We start from the raw sequence: 17,509 nt of genomic DNA, 5'->3' as shown, positions 1-17,509 counted from the left end.
GGTCAGGTCTGTACGGGGCCTATATATGAGGCCCCGTGGACGAGCGGTGTGCGGGGACGCCTGTCACAGCCCGGCGCAGGCGAGGGCCCGCTGGTAGGCGGCCACGCTCTGCCGGTCGTCACCGATCCGCCGGCGAAGCTCCGCGATCGTCATCCAGTCCTCGGCCGCCTTGCGCGTGGCCGGTGTGGTCTCCAGTCGGTGGCTGACTGAGTCCAGTTCCGCCGCCGCCTCGTCGTCCTGATGGAGGAGGAGACGCGCCTGGCTGAGGAGCAGGGCACCCTGAGTCTCCAGCGACCCCGATGCACCTCGCACCAGGTCGATAGCGGACTGCGCGTACTCCATGGCCTGCTCGGGCTGGTGGAGAACGATAGCCGCCCAGGCGCGGGCGAGGGCCCCCTGAGCCCTATCGAAGGTGCTGGTGGCCGCGGCCTCCATCTCCCGCTGCGCCCTGAGCAGGAGGTCACGAGACTTCTCCAAATCCTCGGGGCGCAGCCTCAGCACCAGGTTCGCGTGCGCCTGCCGAAGACGTGCCAGGTTGCGAGGCTCGCCCGTCTCGGACTGGATCGCCAGCGCACGCTCAATCAGGGCGATGGCCTCCTCTGCTCGCCCAGCCTGCTCAGCAACATAAGCGGCGTTCCAGCATGATGCGACGCTGGCCCGCGGAGTACCCAGGGCCTCGGCGGCCGCGATCAGTTCGGCTGCGAAGTGCCCGGCTCTCAGCATGTCGCCCCGCGCCAGGTAGACGCTCAGCAGCGTGGCGCCGAGTTCAATCAGAGCATCACTCCATCCGGACCGGGCCATGGTCTCCAGCGCGTGCTCGCCGACCTGGACGGCGGCGGAGAAGTCGCCCCGCTCCCGATGGCACCGGCACAGTGCCAGGGCAACCGCGATCTTACGTTCCTGCGTCATCGCCTCTGTCTCGGACCCGCCGAGTTCCTCCAGCATGGAGATGGCCTCGGCGACCTCGCCACACGCCTCGGAGGCCAGCGCATAGCCGTAGCGCGCCTCTACCCGGAGTGAGGCGAGACCCAGGAGGTTGCCGTCGGCGAGCAGTTCGGCGTACCGGCGGCGAGCCTCGGCGACCTCACCGTTCTCCAGCGCCATGCGGGCGAAGCTGAGGCCGACTTCAAGATCCTCCATCTGCTCGGCGGTGACGCCGTTGACGAGATAGGTGAGCGAGCAGTCGAGCTTCTGCGCGAGTAGTTCGAGGACGGCCGGGGTGGGCGTGCGCTTGCCACTTTCGATCAGTGATACATAACTGTCGGAGAGTTCGGGATGCGCCAACTGCGCTTGCGAGAGCCCACGCTGACGGCGAATCGCCTTGATACGCTGTCCGACTAGATCTTGCGCGGCCATTGGCAACTCCTGCACTATTGTAGGCCCGGCAGTCTGAGCTGATGGGAGTCCCACCGTGCGCCGCCTTGCTCTACCTGTTCTTACCGTCATCATTTCGGCCCTACTGGCCGTTGGTGGCGATGTTACGCCAGCAAGTGCCACCGCGTCTCCTGCGGTGGCCAATATTTTCAGCAACATCTATTGCTGCTGATCAAAGCTCCCTGGTAGCCCGTGCCGGGACGCCGGAGACGAAGATCAGATACTGCCCGACATCACACCCCCTCCGACGCCCCGGCGCTCCCATCGAAAATTACGGCCGTCGCGGCGCCGTCGCATTCGAGGATGCATTTACGACCCATTCAGCCGATCGAGTCAAACCGGGAATTGCTCTACCGGTCCCCGTATCACTGAAAAACGTTTCCACGGGGATTATCGATCACCGACCCCCAGCAACGCCGACATCATATTCGGCGGGATATTAATAGGGTCGACTTTCTTCTATTTGGCGGATCCGGATGGAGGCACTTTCCGTCCGGCCATCGGACGGCGAGCGCCACACGCGTCTCCCGGCCCTCCTCCATGGCCCGGCCTGTCGCGTCTCAGCTCCGCGAAGCACCCCTACGCCGGCCTTAGCTCACGTAGCGGCACAGAAGCCATCAAACCGTCGCTTCGGCGACCCGTGCCCGGCGCCCCGCTTCCGCCGGGCGTTGCCTCGTGCACACGAGAACCGCCCCTGTTCCGCGCCGTCGCCGGACTGGGCCACGGCGTCTTCGTATCTAGACGGAATCTAGATATGTAGTGGCATATTTGGAGTTCTGTCAAACTGGGGGAAGTAAGGCCCACCACGACGGCGAACACGGGGATGGCCTCGTAATGCGGTAGTAGCGAGGAACGTCGGGGGATGCGTTGAGGTGCGGTTACGAACTACCCGCCCCTTCAACCGGCCCTGACGGACTTCCACAGAACGCGTCTGTTCCGTTACGGCATGGAGTCCGACGACGTATGGATAACGCGAATGAGCGTGAGACGTCCCAGCGGTCACCGTATCGTCTGCAGCTACTGGGGCCCGTGGCGGCGTGGCGCGAGGGCCGGACCGTCGACCTCGGGCCGCCGCTGCAGCGTGCGGCCCTGTGTGTCCTCGCCGCCCGCGCGGGACGGGTCGTCACCAAGGACACGCTGATCGGCGGGCTCTGGGGGGATCGTCCGCCGAACACCGCCGAACAGAGCGTCTACACCTACATCGCCGGTCTGCGGCGGGCGCTGGAGAGGGCGCCGGGCCGGCGCGGCCCCTACAGCACCCTGATCTCCCGATCGCGGGGCTATGTGCTTGAACGCGGGGCCGTGGAGGCGGACGTCGGCGACTTCGAACGCCACCTGGCCGAGGCCCGGCGGCTCCAGGCCGCGGAGGATCCGCGTGGCGTCCTGCGGACGTTGGACGCCGCCTCGGACTGCTGGTCGGGTCCCGCCCTCTGCGGCGTGCCCGGCCCCTTCGCCGAGGCCGAGCGGGTCCGGCTGGAGGAGTTGCGCCTGACGGCTCTGGAGGACCGGGCCGGCGCGATGCTCGATCTGGAACTGCACCAGGAGGCTGTGACGGCCCTCACCGAACTGGTCACGGAGGCTCCCCTGCGGGAGCGGACCCGTGACCTGCTCATGCTGGCGCTCTATCGATCGGGCAGGCAGGCCGACGCGCTCGACACCTACCTGGACGTCAAGCGGTTGCTCGCCGAGCGGCTCGGTCTGGACCCCGGCGAGGCCCTGCGCGAGCGGTACGAACTGATCCTGCGGGCCGACCCCTCCCTGGACCCGGAGCGGAGCGTGACGACCGACGCCGGTCCCGGGGCTCGGCCGCCACGTCAGCTTCCGCGCGCGGTCACCGGCTTCGTGGGCCGGGTCGAGGAGCTGGTCCGCCTGCGATCGCTGCTCACCCCCTGGGACGGCGGCGTCCCACAGGCCGTGGTCGCGATCACCGGCGCCCCCGGAACAGGCAAATCTGCCCTGGCCGTCCATGCCGCGCACACCGCGGCCCACGCGGTCCCTGATGGCCAGCTCTACGTGAACCTCCTGGGAGCGACGCCAGGGGTAGAGCGTCTGGAGCCGATCGGCGTACTCGGCAGGCTCCTGCGTGCGCTCGGCCTGGAGGGCAAGGCCGTGCCGTCCGAGGAGGAAGAGGCCGCGGCGGTGCTGCGCGATCGGCTGGAGGGCCGCAGGACCCTCATCCTGCTCGACGACGCGGCCGGGCCGGAGCAGGTCCGTTCCCTGCTGGGCCTGCCGTCGGGCAACACCGTGCTCATCACGAGCCGGGAGTCCTTCGCCGTGGCCGACGACTGCGTGCGGATCGTCCTCCGCAGGATGCGGCGGTCCGAGGGGGTCACCGTCCTGTCGAAGCTCGTCGGGGCGGAGCGCATCTCGGGAGATCCGGCCGCCGCGGCCCATCTGGTCGAGCTGTGCGGCGGGCTGCCGCTCGCCCTGCGCCTGGCCGCCGCACGGCTCGGCGAGCGACCGGACTGGAGCGTACGGGACCTCGGCGGGAGGCTGGAGGACCGGCGGCGCACGCTGCACGAGCTGGAGTCGGGCCAGATCGCCGTGCGGTCCAGTCTGGAGCTCAGCTACGAGGCGCTCGCCCGCGGTGGCGCGCTCGATCGGCTGGCCGCGCGGACGCTGTGTCATCTCGGCGTCCTGCACGTGGCGAGCGTGACCGCCGACGTGGTGGCCGCCCTCGTCGGCGAGCCCGCCGACGCCGCCGAACGCGCCCTCGACCGCCTCGTGCGGGCGCATCTGCTGGAGACCGGCGAAGCCGGCCGTTACCAGCCGCACGACCTCGTGAGGCTGTTCACGATCGAACTCGCGGACGCCCGCCTCACGCCGCAGGCGCGCAAGGACGCGCTCATGCGGGCGCTCGGCTTCTACGGCGCGACCTCACGTCATGCCAGCACCCTGCTCGATCCGCACCGCGTGCACCTTCCCTGGCCCGATGTGCCGCAGCGCCCGCTGACGCTGAGTACCCCGGCCGAGGCCAGAGCCTGGCTGGGCAAGGAGCTGGCACATGTCATCTCCACCGCCTCTCAGGCGATGGCGAGCGAGGACGACGAGATCACCCGCCTCGGAGCCTACGTAGGGTTGGCTCTTTCCTGGCAGCTCATCCGTGAGGCGCGTTACAGAGAGCAACTCGAACTGAGCCGTCAGACGCTCCTCGTCGGGAGACGTGCGGATGATCTGGACATGCAGGCTCTCGCACACGGCCAGATCGCCGGAGCGCTCGGGAACCTCGGACAGCTGGATGAGGCTGTACCGCATCAGGAGACCGAGCTCGAACTGCGACGCACACTGCGCGACCGGTTCGGCGAGATGCGTGCCCTGGGTAACCTGAGCGTGGCGCAGATCGAGATCGGGCGGTACGCGGAAGCTTTAGAGAGCGCCGAAGTGCAGAACGCTATCGCCCAGGAGATCGGTTCCGCGGTGGGAGAGCGGCACTCCCTGCTCATGGCGGGGAGCGCACGCCGAGGTCTGGGCGACACTGCCGCGGCGATGAGCCTGCTCGAACAGGCACTCGGACTCGCTCGAGTCGCCGGGGACCGGCATCACGAGTCCATGAGCCTTCTTTTCCTCGGCGAGCTGTGTCTGGACCGGGGCGATCCGCCGACCGCCAGGGACTACCTGGAACGCGGCCTGCGCCTCTCCCGCGAGAGCGGCCAGCGAGGACGTGAAGGCCATCTGCTCGGCAGGCTGGCGAAGGCGCATCGCCTGCTCGGTGAGCCCGACCCGGCACTGCGCTGTGCCCTGGAGTCGCTGGCCATCGGGCAGCGGTCCGGGGACGAGCAGCTACGCCGTCAGGCGGAGGACGAGCTTCGCGAGATCGGGGAGGCGTTCCCCGGGGTGGAGGTCACGCCGCCGCGCTCCGCGGAGGAGGCGCTGAGCCGCTGACCGCGGCGGGCTACCCGGCGCGCAGGGCGAGGAAGAGGTCGACGCGGTCGGCCATCGACGACAGGTCCCTGCCGGTCAGCTCCTCGACCCGCCTGATCCGGTAACGCACCGTGTTGACGTGGACGTGCAGGCGCTCGGCGCAGGCGTTCCACGAACCGGTGCAGTCGAGGAACGCGCCGAGCGTGCGCACCAGCTCGGCGCCGTGCCGCCGGTCGTAGTCGAACAGCGGCCCGAGCAGCCGCTCGGCGAAGGACGACCGCACCTCGCCCGGCGTGGTCGCCAGCAGCAGCGCGTGCGTGTAGATCTCGTCGCCGGTGACGACTCCCCCGCCGCGCGCCGCGGCCAGCCGCCGGGCGTGGCCCGCCTCCTCCACCCCGCCCCGGATGGCCTGCGGGCCGGTCAGCGCCCCGCTCACCCCCACCGACACGGTGAGCGCCGGCAGCCCGGCCGCGATCACCGCCGCCCGGTCGCGCAGCCGCTCCGCGAGGGCGTCGCGGTCGTCGCCGTACGCGTCGCCGCGCAGCGGGACCAGCGTCACCGACGCGTCCGCCCCGGCCACCGCCACCACCCGCCGGTCCAGCAGCTCCTCCACGACCTGGCCGCCCAGCAGGGCGGGGTCGGGGCCGTCGGTCGCCCCGCGCCGGCTCGCCGCCGCGGCGACCAGCGCGTACGGCTCCGCCGGGTCGACGCCGCAGGTCCGCAGCCGCGCCGACAGCTCCGTCGGCTCCCCTCCCGAGCAGGCCAGGGCGATCAGCTGTTCGGCCAGCCGCCGTTCCACCCGCCGGCCCGCCTCGGCCCGGGTGCGCTCCAGCGCGACGCAGGCCGCCAGTTCGAAGCCGATCTCCGCGTCGACCTCGCCCCGGCACACGAGGGCCCAGCCGGCGGCCCGGTGCGCGCGGTCCACGGCGAACAGCGTGAACCGCCCGCCGCGGTCCACCACCACGGGCAGGCGGACGGCGGCGAGGTAGTCGCGGGCCAGCCGTACGGCCTGGTCCTCGGGCAGGGCGCCCGCGACGACGGAACCGCAGGCGGACACCACGGCGGCCGTGACGCCGAGCTCGGTCTCCACGAGCGCGAACAGCTCCCCCAGCCCCGCTCCCTCGGCCACCGCCGCCACGATCCTGCGGTGCCGCCCGAGAGCGCCGCGCAGGTCACCGGCCTGCACGGCGGCGACGCGCCGGCCCACGAAGTCGGTGACGGCGCCGAACGACACCTCGACGGGCACCTCCAGCAGCGGCAGGCCGTGCTCGCGGCAGGCCGCCACCAGGTCGTCGGGCACCATGCCGAGCCGCGCGTCGCCCGCGCCGATCGCGGCCACCCCCGCCTCCGCGAGGGCGGCCACGAACCGCGCGGAGTCGCCGGGAGACCGCCGCCACATGAGCCCGGTCAGCACCAGCTCGCCTCCCGACAGGTAGCGCCGGGGGTCGGGCAGGTCGGTGATGAGCACGCCGCTGATCTCGCGCTCGGGCGTCTCGTCGCCCGTCAGCAGGACGAGCCGCAGCTCCGGGGCGGAGAGCAGATCACGAAGCAGCACGACCGACAGCCTATTTGGAGGTATGTACAAGCATCGACCCCGTCCGCCGTCCCGTTTCCCATGACCACGCCGATAGGCCGGGGCCCGGTCCGGTTGCTGTACTACGAGCATGACGCGGCCGATGACGACGGACACCCAGCGCCCCTCGGGGCCGGGTTCGGGGCTCGGCGAGAGCGTGCCGCGCCCGGACGGCAGGCTGAAGGTGAGCGGGGAGTTCGCCTACTCCTCGGATCTGTGGCTGGAGGGCATGCTCTGGGGCGCCACCCTGCGCAGCCCGCACCCGTCGGCGTGGATCCGCTCGGTCGACGTCGGCCCCGCCCTCGCGATGCCCGGCGTGTTCGCCGTGCTGACCCACGAGGACGTCCCCGGTGAGAGGTTCTACGGGCTGGAGCACCGGGACCAGCCGGTGCTGGCGATCGACCAGGTCCGCTACCAGGGCGAGCCCGTGGCGATCGTGGCCGCCGACCATCCGGAGACCGCGCGCCGGGCCGCCGCCGCGATCGTCGTGGACTACGAGGTGCGGCCGTCCGTCGTCGACCCCCGCCGCGCCGCCTTCGACCCGTCCTGCCCGGCCGTCCACCCCGGGGGCAACGTCGTACGGCACCAGCCGGTCAGGGTGGGGAGCACCTTCGAGGCCGAGGTGGTCGTCACCGGCGAGTACGAGGTCGGCATGCAGGACCAGGCCTTCCTCGGTCCGGAGTCGGGACTGGCCGTGCCCGCCGAGGACGGCGGGGTGGACCTGTTCGTCGCCACACAGTGGCTGCACGTCGACCAGGGTCAGGTGGCTCCGTGCCTGGGCCTGCCGGCGGAGAGGGTGCGCCTGACGCTCGCCGGGGTCGGCGGCGCGTTCGGCGCGAGAGAGGACCTGTCGATGCAGGTCCACGCCTCGATGCTGGCGCTGCGGACCGGCCGCCCCGTCAAGATGGTGTACGGCCGCGAGGAGTCGTTCTTCGGCCACGTCCACCGGCATCCCGCCCGGATGAGGTACGAGCACGGCGCGACCGCCGACGGGCGGCTCGTCTACGTGCGGGCCGAGATCCTGCTCGACGGCGGGGCCTATTGCTCGTCCACGCCCGCCGTGGTCGGCAACGCCGCCTCCCTCGGCGTCGGGCCGTACGAGGTGGACAACGTCTGGATCGACGCGTACGGCGTCTACACCAACAACCCGCCCTGCGGCGCGATGCGCGGGTTCGGGGCGGTGCAGGCCTGTTACGCGTACGAGTCGCAGATGGACCGGCTCGCGGCGGCCTGCGGGCTGTCCCCGGTGGAGATCCGGGTCCGCAACTCGGTGTCGCAGGGATCGCGGCTGGCCACCGGGCAGCTGATCGACAGCCCCGCGCCGCTCGCGGAGATGCTCGCCGAACTGGCCGCGATGCCGCTACCCGCCGAGCCGCCGCCCGTCGGCCCGGACGGCGCGGGAGCGGACGGCGCCGGGCCCGACCTGCGCCTGTTGCCGGGCGGTGTGGCCCAGGCGACGCGCGGCGAGGGCGTGCGGCGGGGCGTGGGCTACGGCGTCGGCATCAAGAACATCTGCTTCTCCGAGGGCTTCGACGACTACTCGACGGCGCGGGTGCGGGTCGAGCTCGCCGGTGACGAGCCGCACGTGCTCGTGCACACCGCCGCCGCCGAGGTGGGGCAGGGCCTCGTCACCGTGCAGGCCCAGATCGCCCGTACGGAGCTGGGCATCGAGCGGGTCACCGTCGCCCCGGCGGACACCGCGGTCGGCTCGGCCGGGTCGTCCTCGGCGTCCCGCCAGTCGTACGTCACGGGCGGGGCCGTCCGGGCCGCCTGCGTGGCGGTGCGGGAACGCCTCGGCGCGCTGCGCGCGGCGCATCCCGGGCTGTCGCTCTCTGAGGTGCTGGAGCGGTCCGGGCCGGTGGAGGAGACCCGGGAGTTCCGCCACCGGCCGACCTTCCCGATGGACCCGGTCACCGGCCAGGGGAACTCCCACACCCAGCTCGCGCTGTGCGTGCATCGCGCGGTGGTCGACGTCGACGTGGATCTCGGCCTGGTCAGGGTCGTCGAACTGGCCGCCGTGCAGGACGTGGGGAAGATCCTCAACCCGCTCGCCCTCGAAGGGCAGATCCACGGCGGCTCGGCGCAGGGCCTGGGGCTCGCGCTGATGGAGGAGATCCAGGTCAGCGAGGGCAGGGTGCTCAATCCCTCGTTCACCGACTACCTGATCCCCACCATCCTCGACATGCCGCCGATGCGGCTGTCGATCCTGGAGAACCCCGACCCGCACGCGCCGTACGGGCTGCGCGGGGCGGGCGAGCCGCCCACGCTGTCGTCGACCCCGGCCGTGGCCGCCGCCGTCAGGGCCGCGACGGGCCTGGATCTCTCCCGGGTGCCGATCCGGCCCGAGGACATCGCCCTCGTGCCGGCCTCCCGGCCCTGAGGACCGGCCGGCTCGCCGGCTCGGTCCGCTCGCGGGCTCAGTCGGCGATGTAGCCGATGGAGGTCACCTCGTAGCCGCGGGCCTTCGAGCCGCCCAGCCGCATGAACATCGCGCCGCCCTCGTAGGAGTAGGCGCAGCTGTAGCCCTTCGAGTCGCGGTTGCAGCCCTGGAAGATGTAGGCCACGCCCTTGGGGTCGAACCTGTTCCGGAAGAGCGTGGTGACGGCCCTGTTCGTGGCGGCCTCCAGACCCCGGTAGCGGTCGCCCGCGCGCCACGCCTTGAAGAGGTGGGTGGCCGCGGCGGACGGCTTGACGAGGTGCCGGGACTCGTACACCTTCACGACCTTCGAGCCCGAGACGACCATCAGGATGCCGTCGAGCCCGCCCGGGACGTTCACGCTGGTGTGGACGAACCGGCAGTCGCGCCCTCCGGTGCAGCCCGCGAACCTGTCCGGGGCCCGGAAGGGGTAGGCGAAGATCGTGGAGACCGCGCCGGCGGTGGCGACCCGGGAGGCCGCGTGGCGGTCCCGGCGCAGCCACGCGCCGAAGAGTTTCTTGGCGACCGACGCGGGCGCGGGCCTGAGCCCCGTGGACGCCGCCTGTGCGGCGGACGGGGCCGGGGCCTGCGCAGTGGAGTGCGCGGCGGAGTGCGCGGAGTGCGCGAGCGCCGGAGCGGCGGGGAGAAGCAACGCGGCGGCGACGGCCGGACCGGCCACGCCTCGCAACCATGGTGCTGACACGCTCCGCACGCTACCGGGCTCTGCTTGCACCCCGATTGCCCGCGGCTTGCACGCCCGCCGGACAGCCCCGGCGGGCGTTCCCGTCGCGCCGTATGCCTGACGGGGTGAGGGTCAGACCATGTCGTCGGGGTCGCAGGCGACGCCGTCGTGGTCGACGTCGACGTACCAGTCGTACTCGGGGTGACGGCCCTTCGTGTACGGCCCGGCGCCGTGGGCCTTCGCCTCCTTGCACGAGGCGTACCGGCCACCGTTCCCTCCACCGGTGCCCGCGCCCGCCGAGGTGAGAGCGGCCTGCGTGGCACCGGGCTGCGCGGCGCCGGTGCGGGAGCCGGAGCTGATCGTGCCCTGCCCGCCGTTCTGCTGGGAGACGCCGGGCGGGGTCGAGCCGGGCTGAGGGGCGTTCTGGTTGGTGCCGGACTGGTCGAGGCCCGGCTGGGTTCCGCCCGGTTGCGTGCCACCCGGCTGGGTTCCACCGGGTTGGGTTCCACCCGGCTGAGTCCCACCCGGCTGAGTCCCGCCTGGCTGAGTCCCGCCTGGCTGAGTTCCGCCCTGCTGGGTTCCGTCCGGCTGGCCGGCGCCGGGCGTGGGGTTCTGCTGCTGGCCCGCGGGGGCCGATCCTCCGGTCAGCAACCCGATGATCGCGTCGGCCTGCGCCTTGTCGAAGCCCGCGATGCCGAGGCTGTCCTGCGTGATCTCCTGGGCGACGCGGGGCGCCGCGACGACCTTCTCGCCCACCACGACCGCGAGTTGCTGCTTGACGGTGTCCCGGGTGAGCTGGGCGATCTCCTCCCGGCTCGACGGCGACAGCACGAGCCGGACCGAATAGGTGCCGTCGTTGTCGGGCACCTCCTCGATCTTCTGCACGGTCTTGACCGTGACGCCCGGGTCGAGCAGGTAGCAGGTGGTTCCCTTGTCGTCCGGGATCGCGTCGGTCCCCTCGCAGGGCGCTGGCCGCACCCCGGTGACCGGGGCGAAGTGCACGGGGGTGGTCAACGTGTGGACAGGCGTCTGCTTGAGCGGGGGCGCGTCCGGATTGCGGGTCATCAGGACCGCGACCGCCCCGAGGACGCCGGACATCACGACCACCGTCACGAGCGCCGCCACGAGGGCGATCGTCGTCCCCCTCGCCGCGCGCGGCTCCGACGGCCCCTCCGGAGCCGCGGGGCCGGCGGGCGCGTCGAGGGGCACATCGGCCGGAGCCTCCTCGACCACCTCGACCACGACGTCGGACGGAACGGGAGGAAGGTCGGCGAGCACCTCGACGGGAACGCCGGGAGGAACGTCGAGGGGGACGCCCGGAGGAACGTCGGCGAACACGCCGGGGGGCAGGTCGTCCGGCTCACCGGCGCCGGGATGCCCGGGCGCGCCGAGCCCCGCGGGTACCTCCGCGTCGCGGAAGCCGTCGTCGGGGAGGCCCGCGACCCCGTACGGGTCATCGGTCACGCGGGGACCGTACGGGTCGCCGCCCACGCCGGGAACGGCGCCGATCACCTCGGTCTGCCCGAACCCGTCCGGCGGGATCTCCTGCGGGCCGTACGGGTCGCCGGCCGCGCCCGGTCCGTCTCCGGGCACGCCGTACTCCGCGGCGTGGCTGCCGCCGGGCGGGCCGTACGGTGCGGCGTGCCTGCCGCCGGGCCGGCCGTACGTCCCGGCGGGCACACCGCCGGCGTCGTCCGGGCCTGCCACGCTCTGCAACGGTGCCGTCTCAGTCCCCGGGGTCGGTCCGCCGGGCCGCGGACCGGGTTCCTCGTCTCCCGGCACGGGCGCGTTCTGCATCCCCACCTCGATCCCTGACATCGCTCGCAGAGCCTACCGACCTATGCCAACGGTAGGTAACCGGGCGACCATATGCGGTTCAGTGGCTTCCAATCCTGACCATTTGTCATGAATGCCAGCCAAATTGTTGCTCGTTGCCCGCTGCCAGGGCAAACACGGGGAGCAGACAGTGAGAACATGAAGGTGGGAGTGCCCCGAGAGATCAAGACCCATGAGTATCGCGTCGCGCTCACCCCTGCCGGGGCCAACGAGTTCGTCCGCAAAGGCCACCAGGTCGTCGTGGAGCAGGACGCCGGACGGGGGTCGGCGATCCCCGACGAGGACTTCGCCGCCGCGGGGGCGACGATCCTCGACTCCGCCGACGAGGTGTGGGCGGAGGGCGACCTGATCCTGAAGGTCAAGGAGCCCGAACCGGACGAGTACCACCGGATGCGCGCGGGCCAGGTGCTGTTCACCTATCTCCACCTCGCCGCATCGGAGCCGTGCACCCGGGCCATGCTGGAGGCGGGCGTCACCGGCATCGCGTACGAGACCGTGCAGCAGCCCGACCGCACGCTGCCGCTGCTCGCGCCGATGTCGGAGGTCGCCGGGCGGCTGGCTCCCCAGGTGGGCGCCTACCACCTCATGCGGCAGGGCGGCGGGCGGGGGGTGCTGATGAGCGGCGTCCCCGGCACCTATCCGGCCAAGGTCGTGGTGATCGGCGCGGGGGTGTCCGGCATGAACGCCGCCGCCGTCGCCGTCGGCATGCGGGCCCAGGTGCTGCTGCTCGACCGAGACGTCGACCGGTTGCGCCAGGCAGACCTGGTCTTCCGGGGCGACTGCCAGACCGTCGCGTCCAACGCGTACGAGGTCGAGCGGGCGGTGGTGGACGCCGATCTGGTGATCGGCGCGGTGCTCGTGCCGGGCGCGAAGGCGCCGACCCTGGTGAGCAACGATCTCGTGGCCCGGATGAAGCCGGGGTCGGTGCTCGTCGACATCTCCGTCGACCAGGGCGGCTGTTTCGAGGACACCCGGCCGACCACGCACGCCGACCCGGTCTACCGGGTGCACGGTTCGGTGTTCTACTGCGTGGCCAACATGCCCGGGGCGGTGCCGCACACCTCGACGTACGCGCTGACCAACGTGACGCTTCCGTACGCGCTGTCGATCGCCGACCTGGGCTGGCGCGGGGCGCTGACCGCCGATCCCGCGCTCGCCCTCGGCCTGAGCACCCATCAGGGCCACCTCGCGAGCCGCCCGGTGGCCGAGGCCCACGGGCTCGAAGCCGTGCCCGTGGACCGCCTGCTGGTTCCCTGAGTCCCTCCAGGAGGGGCTACCACCCCGGTCAGGGGGACGCGCTGGGCATCGGCTCCTGGCTGGTCTCCGCCTGCGGCGGCGGGAGCGGCTGCTCGGAGGTGGTGCCGACGCCGCCCGTGCAGGACGCGCCGTACTCGGGGGTGTAGGTCGGGTTCTGCTTGTACTTCTTCACGAACTCCGGCAGGCGGGGGTCCTCAGCACCGTCGAGGGTGATCTGGTGGTCCCACGAGGAGGCGACGACCTTGGCCGGCAGGTTCGGGTACGGGCTCAGCAGCATGTAGTCGGCCGAGGCGATGGTCTTCAGCTTGTCGACCTCCGCCTTAGGCAGGTCCGGACGGTACGTGATCCACACCGCGCCGTGCTCCAGCGAGTGGACGCCGTGCTCGTTGTGGATGGGCTTGTCGTAGATACCGCAGTTCTGCCAGTAGTAGTTGTGCTGGCCGCCGACAGGTGGGTTCTCCTTGTAGTCCACCTTCGCCCAGGAGTGGTCGGAGCCCTTGTAGTTGAAGGACTTGACCGCGCCGAGCGACTTGCCCGAACGGTCCTTCACCACCCAGACGGCGACAAGAGCGACCAGGACCACGATGACGAGGCCGCCTATGCCCCACATGAGAAGCGCGGCGCGCCGCTCCTTGCGCTTCTGGTCGGCGCGCATGCGGGCGAGGTGCTCACGCCTCGCCTGCGCCTTCTCCTTGGTCATCGCTCCTCCAAGCACTGATCACTGACGCCCCCGCTGGGTATGGAGAATAGTGGCTATACCTACCACTTCGGGTAGATCTTGTTTGGCGGCGGTACCCTGTGGGCGATGAGCACTGACCTCGACGCCTCGGTGGAGACCGCCTCCCCGCCCCGGCGCTCCTTCCCCGTCCTCGGGCTGATCGCCGTACTGCTCGCGGCGGCGGTGCTCGTGGTGTTCTTCACCAGGCAGGGAACGCCCTCGGACTCCTCCCCCGAGGCGGGGTTCGCGCGGGACATGGGGGTCCACCACGCCCAGGCGGTCGAGATGTCCTTCGCCCTCCGCGACAAGACCTCCGACCAGGCGCTGCGCGGCCTGGCGTACGACATCATCACGACGCAGAGCACGCAACGTGGAATTTTCATGGGCTGGCTGCAGCAGTGGGGGCTGGACCAGAGTGCGAGCCGCCCCCCGATGGCCTGGATGTCCGGGCACGGCCACGGCGGCGGGGCCGCCACCGCCATGGCGCCCGGCGGGACCATGCCCGGCATGGCCACTCCCGCCGAGATGGACAGGCTGAAGGCGGCCACCGGCAAGGACGCCGAGATCCTCTTCCTCCAGCTCATGATCCGCCATCACCAGGGCGGGGTGGAGATGGCCGAGGGCCTGCTCCGGCTCTCGTCGCGGGAGGAGGTGCGGGCCTTCGCCCAGCACATCGTCGACAGCCAGAACGCCGAGATCCGCACGATGAAGGAGTTCCTGGCCGCCCGCGGCGCCCAGCCCCTCCCCGCGCCGTGACCTTCCCCGGCCGGCCCGCCGTCGGCTGGGGGTGACGGCGGCCGGGCCCTCAGCCCCTCCCGGCGTGGATCGCCGTGAAGGCCAGCAGGGGGCCGGCGGTCCTCGCCGGATCCTCGAGTATGGGCGAGTGCCCGAGACCGGGCAGCAACTCGACCTTCGCGCCCGGAACCGTCCGGTAGCCGGCGGCGGACGAGGATCGCCACCTGCGGTCGTCCTCGCCGAAGATCACCAAAAGCGGCTTGCCGAGGGCCGTCAGCCGCTCCGGGAGCGCCTGTTCCTCCAGGTAGGCGCGGGTGCCCACCATCGTCGCGGTGAGCGTGTGGTAGGTCATCATGCGTACCTCGTCCAGAAGCTCCTGTGGGATCTGATAGCCCGCGCGGCTGAAACCGGTGCTCGCGAACCGGCGGATCTGCTCGTCGGCCGGCGGCCACTGCGACGGTGCGATCGCGGCGGACTCGGATGCGATGAAGGCGGCCATGCCGGGTCCGGTGTTGATGAGCACGAGCGCGATCACCAGGTCGGGGCGTCGCTCGGCGAGAGCGGTGGCGACCGCGCCGCCGCTGGAATGACCGACCACGATCGCGCGCTCGACGCCGAGCCGGTCCAGTACCACGCCGGCCCGGCGTCCCTGGTCCGGGGTCGCGTAGCTCGGGCCGGCCGGTTTGGCCGACCGCCCGTGCCCGAGCAGGTCGATCCGGATGACGCGATGCGAGCCGGTCAGCAGCGGAACCAGGGAGTCCCACGAGCGGGCCGAGGAGGCGGACCCGTGGATCAGCAGGAGTGCCGGGGCGTCGCGGGGGCCGTCCTGGCACACGTGGATGTCGCCGTCGTCCAGGGACAGCGTCGAACTTTCGGTGGTCTCGGCTTCCGCACGCCGATCGCCTTCGGAAACAGTCATGCGCCCACTGTCGCCGCCGGTGCGCGCGGGCGTCTTGGACGAATGTTCCCCTCGGTCGTTCCCTCCGGTCGTTCCCCTCGGTCGTTCCCTCCGGTCGGTCCGCGCGGCGCTCGGCATAGCCTGGCGGTCGTGTCGGCTTTCGTGCACGGTGAGACGGTGTGGGACGTCGCCTGTCCGCGGGGGCCCGGCCGGGTGGCCGGTGTCGCCATGGCCGGGTTCCGCGTCGGTGACCTGGACGCGCTCCGGATGGTCCCGCACCCGGCCGTGACGCTGCTGCTGGAATTCGGCGCCGGTTCGCCCGTCGTGGACTACGCCGCCGGGCGCCAGCAGCGCGGAAGCCTCGTCGCGGGGCCCGGGCTCGGGTCCGGAGGCGCGGCCTGGGCACGGGGGGAGAACGTCGAGTGCGTGCAGGTACGCCTGTCCCCGGTCATCGCACGCGCGATTCTGGGCGTCTCCCCCGCCGACCTCGACGGCGCCGTGGTGGCCCTCGACGACCTGTGGGGCCGGGAGGCGTCGCGGATCCGTGAGCGGCTGGCCGACGTCTCTTCCTGGGAGGATCGCTTCGCGTTGACCGGCGCGCTGCTGGCCCGCCGGCATGAGGCGGGGCGGCCGGTGGACCCTGAGGTGGCCTGGGCCTGGCGCCGGATCGCCGGAGGCCGCGGCCTGGTCCGGGTCGACCGGCTGGCCGCCGAGCTCGGCTGGAGCCGTAAGCGCCTGTGGTCCCGATTCCACGCGCAGATCGGCCTGCCGCCCAAGCGCGCCGCGAAGCTGGTCCGCTTCGATCACGCCGCCCACCGCCTGGTCGCGGGCGGCAGCGCGGCCCGGGTCGCGGTGGAGGCCGGCTACGCCGACCAGTCCCATCTGCATCGAGACGTCATGGAGTTCATCGGGGTGACCCCGGCGAACGTGGCGGGCGAGCCGTTCCTGGCGGTCGACGACATCGCATGGCCCGGCCGGGAGGCTCCCGCCAGACCGGATCTCCCGTCGGCCGGCAGTCCAGGTCCCTGATCCCGGGGAGACGCACTCCCTAGGCGCGCAGTTCCTCGGCGAGCGCGGCGGCGAAGGCGTCCACGTCGGCCTCGGTGGTGTCGAAGGCGCACATCCACCGCACCTCGATCATCCCCCCGCCGATCTGCTCGTCCCAGTTGTAGAACCGGAACCGCTTGCGCAGCCGGTCGGCCACGTCCGCGGGCAGGATCGCGAAGACCCCGTTGGCCTCGACCGGCCGCGGCACGGTCACGCCGGGCAGGTCCCGTACGGCCGCGGCGAGCCGCCGGGCCATCGCGTTGGCCTGCCGCGCGTTGCGCAGCCACAGGTCGCCCGCGAGCAGCGCCTCGAACTGCACCGACACGAACCGCATCTTGGAAGCCAGCTGCATGCCGGTCTTCCGCAGGTACGGCAGGCCCCTGGTCGCCGACGGGTTGAGCACGACGACGGCCTCGCCCAGCATCAGCCCGATCTTGGTGCCGCCGAACGACAGCACGTCGACGCCCGCGTCCGTGGTCAGGGCGCGCAGCGGCACGTCCAAAGCGGCGGCGGCGTTGGTGAGCCGCGAGCCGTCGAGGTGGACGACCAGGCCGAGCTCGTGCGCGTGGTCGCAGAGCGCCCTGATCTCGTCGGGCGTGTAGACGGTGCCCACCTCGGTCGCGTTGGAGATCGTCACGGCCCGGGGCTGGGCCCGGTGCACGTCGCCGAAGCCCCACGCCTGCCGGTCGAGGAGATCGGGCGTCAGCTTCCCGTCCGGGGTGGGCACGGTCAGCAGCTTGAACCCGCCGACGACCTCCGGGGCGCCGCCCTCGTCGTTGTTGACGTGGGCGGTCTCCGGGCAGATCACCGCCTCCCAGTGCGCGCACATCGACCGCAGCGACACCACGTTGGCCGCCGTGCCGTTGAAGACCGGGAACGCCTCGGCCTGCTCGCCGAAGTGGCGGCGGAAGACGCCCTGCAGCGCCTCGGTGTAGACGTCGTCGCCGTAGGAGACCTGGTGCCCCTCGTTGGCGAGGGCGATCGCCTCCAGGATCTCCGGATGCACTCCCGCGTAGTTGTCGCTCGCGAAGGTGCGGATCGCCGGGTCGTGCCGCCGTACGGCATCGGTTGTCACGAAATCTCTCCCCACAACACTCAGCGGAACAGCGCCG

Annotated in this window: 12 protein-coding genes; 5 read left to right on the top strand and 7 right to left on the bottom strand. The window is 71.8% G+C overall.

Features of this window, described 5'->3' with window-relative positions; all coding sequences use genetic code 11:
- Positions 1-63 precede the first annotated feature (63 nt).
- Complete coding sequence (locus HHX37_RS21145) at positions 64-1,356, bottom strand: helix-turn-helix domain-containing protein (protein WP_182886472.1); 1,293 nt, start codon at positions 1,354-1,356, stop codon at positions 64-66.
- A 1,047-nt stretch (positions 1,357-2,403) separates the two neighbouring features.
- Between HHX37_RS21145 and HHX37_RS21140 the strand changes: the two genes are divergently transcribed.
- Complete coding sequence (locus HHX37_RS21140) at positions 2,404-5,256, top strand: AfsR/SARP family transcriptional regulator (protein ID WP_182886471.1); 2,853 nt, start codon at positions 2,404-2,406, stop codon at positions 5,254-5,256.
- A gap of 10 nt (positions 5,257-5,266) precedes the next feature.
- On the opposite strand, the gene HHX37_RS21135 is transcribed toward HHX37_RS21140, so the two are convergent.
- Entirely contained in the window at positions 5,267-6,790 is a 1,524-nt protein-coding gene (locus HHX37_RS21135) for a PucR family transcriptional regulator (protein ID WP_182886470.1), read from the bottom strand.
- A 109-nt stretch (positions 6,791-6,899) separates the two neighbouring features.
- Between HHX37_RS21135 and HHX37_RS21130 the strand changes: the two genes are divergently transcribed.
- Entirely contained in the window at positions 6,900-9,188 is a 2,289-nt protein-coding gene (locus HHX37_RS21130) for a xanthine dehydrogenase family protein molybdopterin-binding subunit (protein ID WP_259406606.1), read from the top strand.
- A gap of 37 nt (positions 9,189-9,225) precedes the next feature.
- On the opposite strand, the gene HHX37_RS21125 is transcribed toward HHX37_RS21130, so the two are convergent.
- Positions 9,226-9,927, bottom strand: coding sequence for a hypothetical protein (locus HHX37_RS21125; protein WP_182886469.1), 702 nt, complete (start codon positions 9,925-9,927; stop codon positions 9,226-9,228).
- Positions 9,928-10,038: 111 nt separating this feature from the next.
- The gene (locus HHX37_RS37820) at positions 10,039-11,613 is read right to left on the bottom strand and encodes a SecDF P1 head subdomain-containing protein (RefSeq protein WP_182886468.1); all 1,575 of its coding nucleotides are present in this window, start codon (positions 11,611-11,613) and stop codon (positions 10,039-10,041) included.
- A gap of 267 nt (positions 11,614-11,880) precedes the next feature.
- Between HHX37_RS37820 and ald the strand changes: the two genes are divergently transcribed.
- Positions 11,881-12,999, top strand: a complete 1,119-nt coding sequence (gene ald / locus HHX37_RS21115) for an alanine dehydrogenase (RefSeq protein ID WP_182886467.1) — start codon at positions 11,881-11,883, stop codon at positions 12,997-12,999.
- Positions 13,000-13,027: 28 nt separating this feature from the next.
- On the opposite strand, the gene HHX37_RS21110 is transcribed toward ald, so the two are convergent.
- On the bottom strand, positions 13,028-13,699 hold the full coding sequence (locus HHX37_RS21110) for a DUF3105 domain-containing protein (protein WP_182879195.1): 672 nt from the start codon (positions 13,697-13,699) through the stop codon (positions 13,028-13,030).
- Between the two features lie 105 nt (positions 13,700-13,804).
- Here HHX37_RS21110 and HHX37_RS21105 point away from each other — a divergent pair, with 105 nt between their 5' ends.
- Complete coding sequence (locus HHX37_RS21105; protein ID WP_182879196.1) at positions 13,805-14,473, top strand: DUF305 domain-containing protein; 669 nt, start codon at positions 13,805-13,807, stop codon at positions 14,471-14,473.
- 49 nt (positions 14,474-14,522) lie between these two features.
- On the opposite strand, the gene HHX37_RS21100 is transcribed toward HHX37_RS21105, so the two are convergent.
- Positions 14,523-15,371 carry an alpha/beta fold hydrolase gene (locus HHX37_RS21100; RefSeq protein ID WP_182886466.1) on the bottom strand — a complete coding sequence of 283 codons (849 nt, stop codon included), beginning with the start codon at positions 15,369-15,371 and terminating at the stop codon, positions 14,523-14,525.
- Positions 15,372-15,500: 129 nt separating this feature from the next.
- On the opposite strand from HHX37_RS21100, the gene HHX37_RS21095 reads away from it, so the two are divergent.
- Complete coding sequence (locus HHX37_RS21095; RefSeq protein ID WP_310740465.1) at positions 15,501-16,379, top strand: helix-turn-helix domain-containing protein; 879 nt, start codon at positions 15,501-15,503, stop codon at positions 16,377-16,379.
- Between the two features lie 19 nt (positions 16,380-16,398).
- Here the strand turns inward: HHX37_RS21095 and HHX37_RS21090 are convergent, their stop codons facing one another.
- Positions 16,399-17,472 carry a threonine aldolase family protein gene (locus HHX37_RS21090; protein WP_182886464.1) on the bottom strand — a complete coding sequence of 358 codons (1,074 nt, stop codon included), beginning with the start codon at positions 17,470-17,472 and terminating at the stop codon, positions 16,399-16,401.
- Positions 17,473-17,509: the final 37 nt, after the last annotated feature.

This window comes from Microbispora sp. H10885 (genome assembly GCF_014161415.1).
In the GTDB taxonomy this organism is placed as follows: Bacteria; Actinomycetota; Actinomycetes; order Streptosporangiales; family Streptosporangiaceae; genus Microbispora; species Microbispora triticiradicis.
The sequence above is the reverse complement of the archived record's forward strand: the minus strand, read 5'-3'. Positions and strand labels throughout refer to the sequence as shown.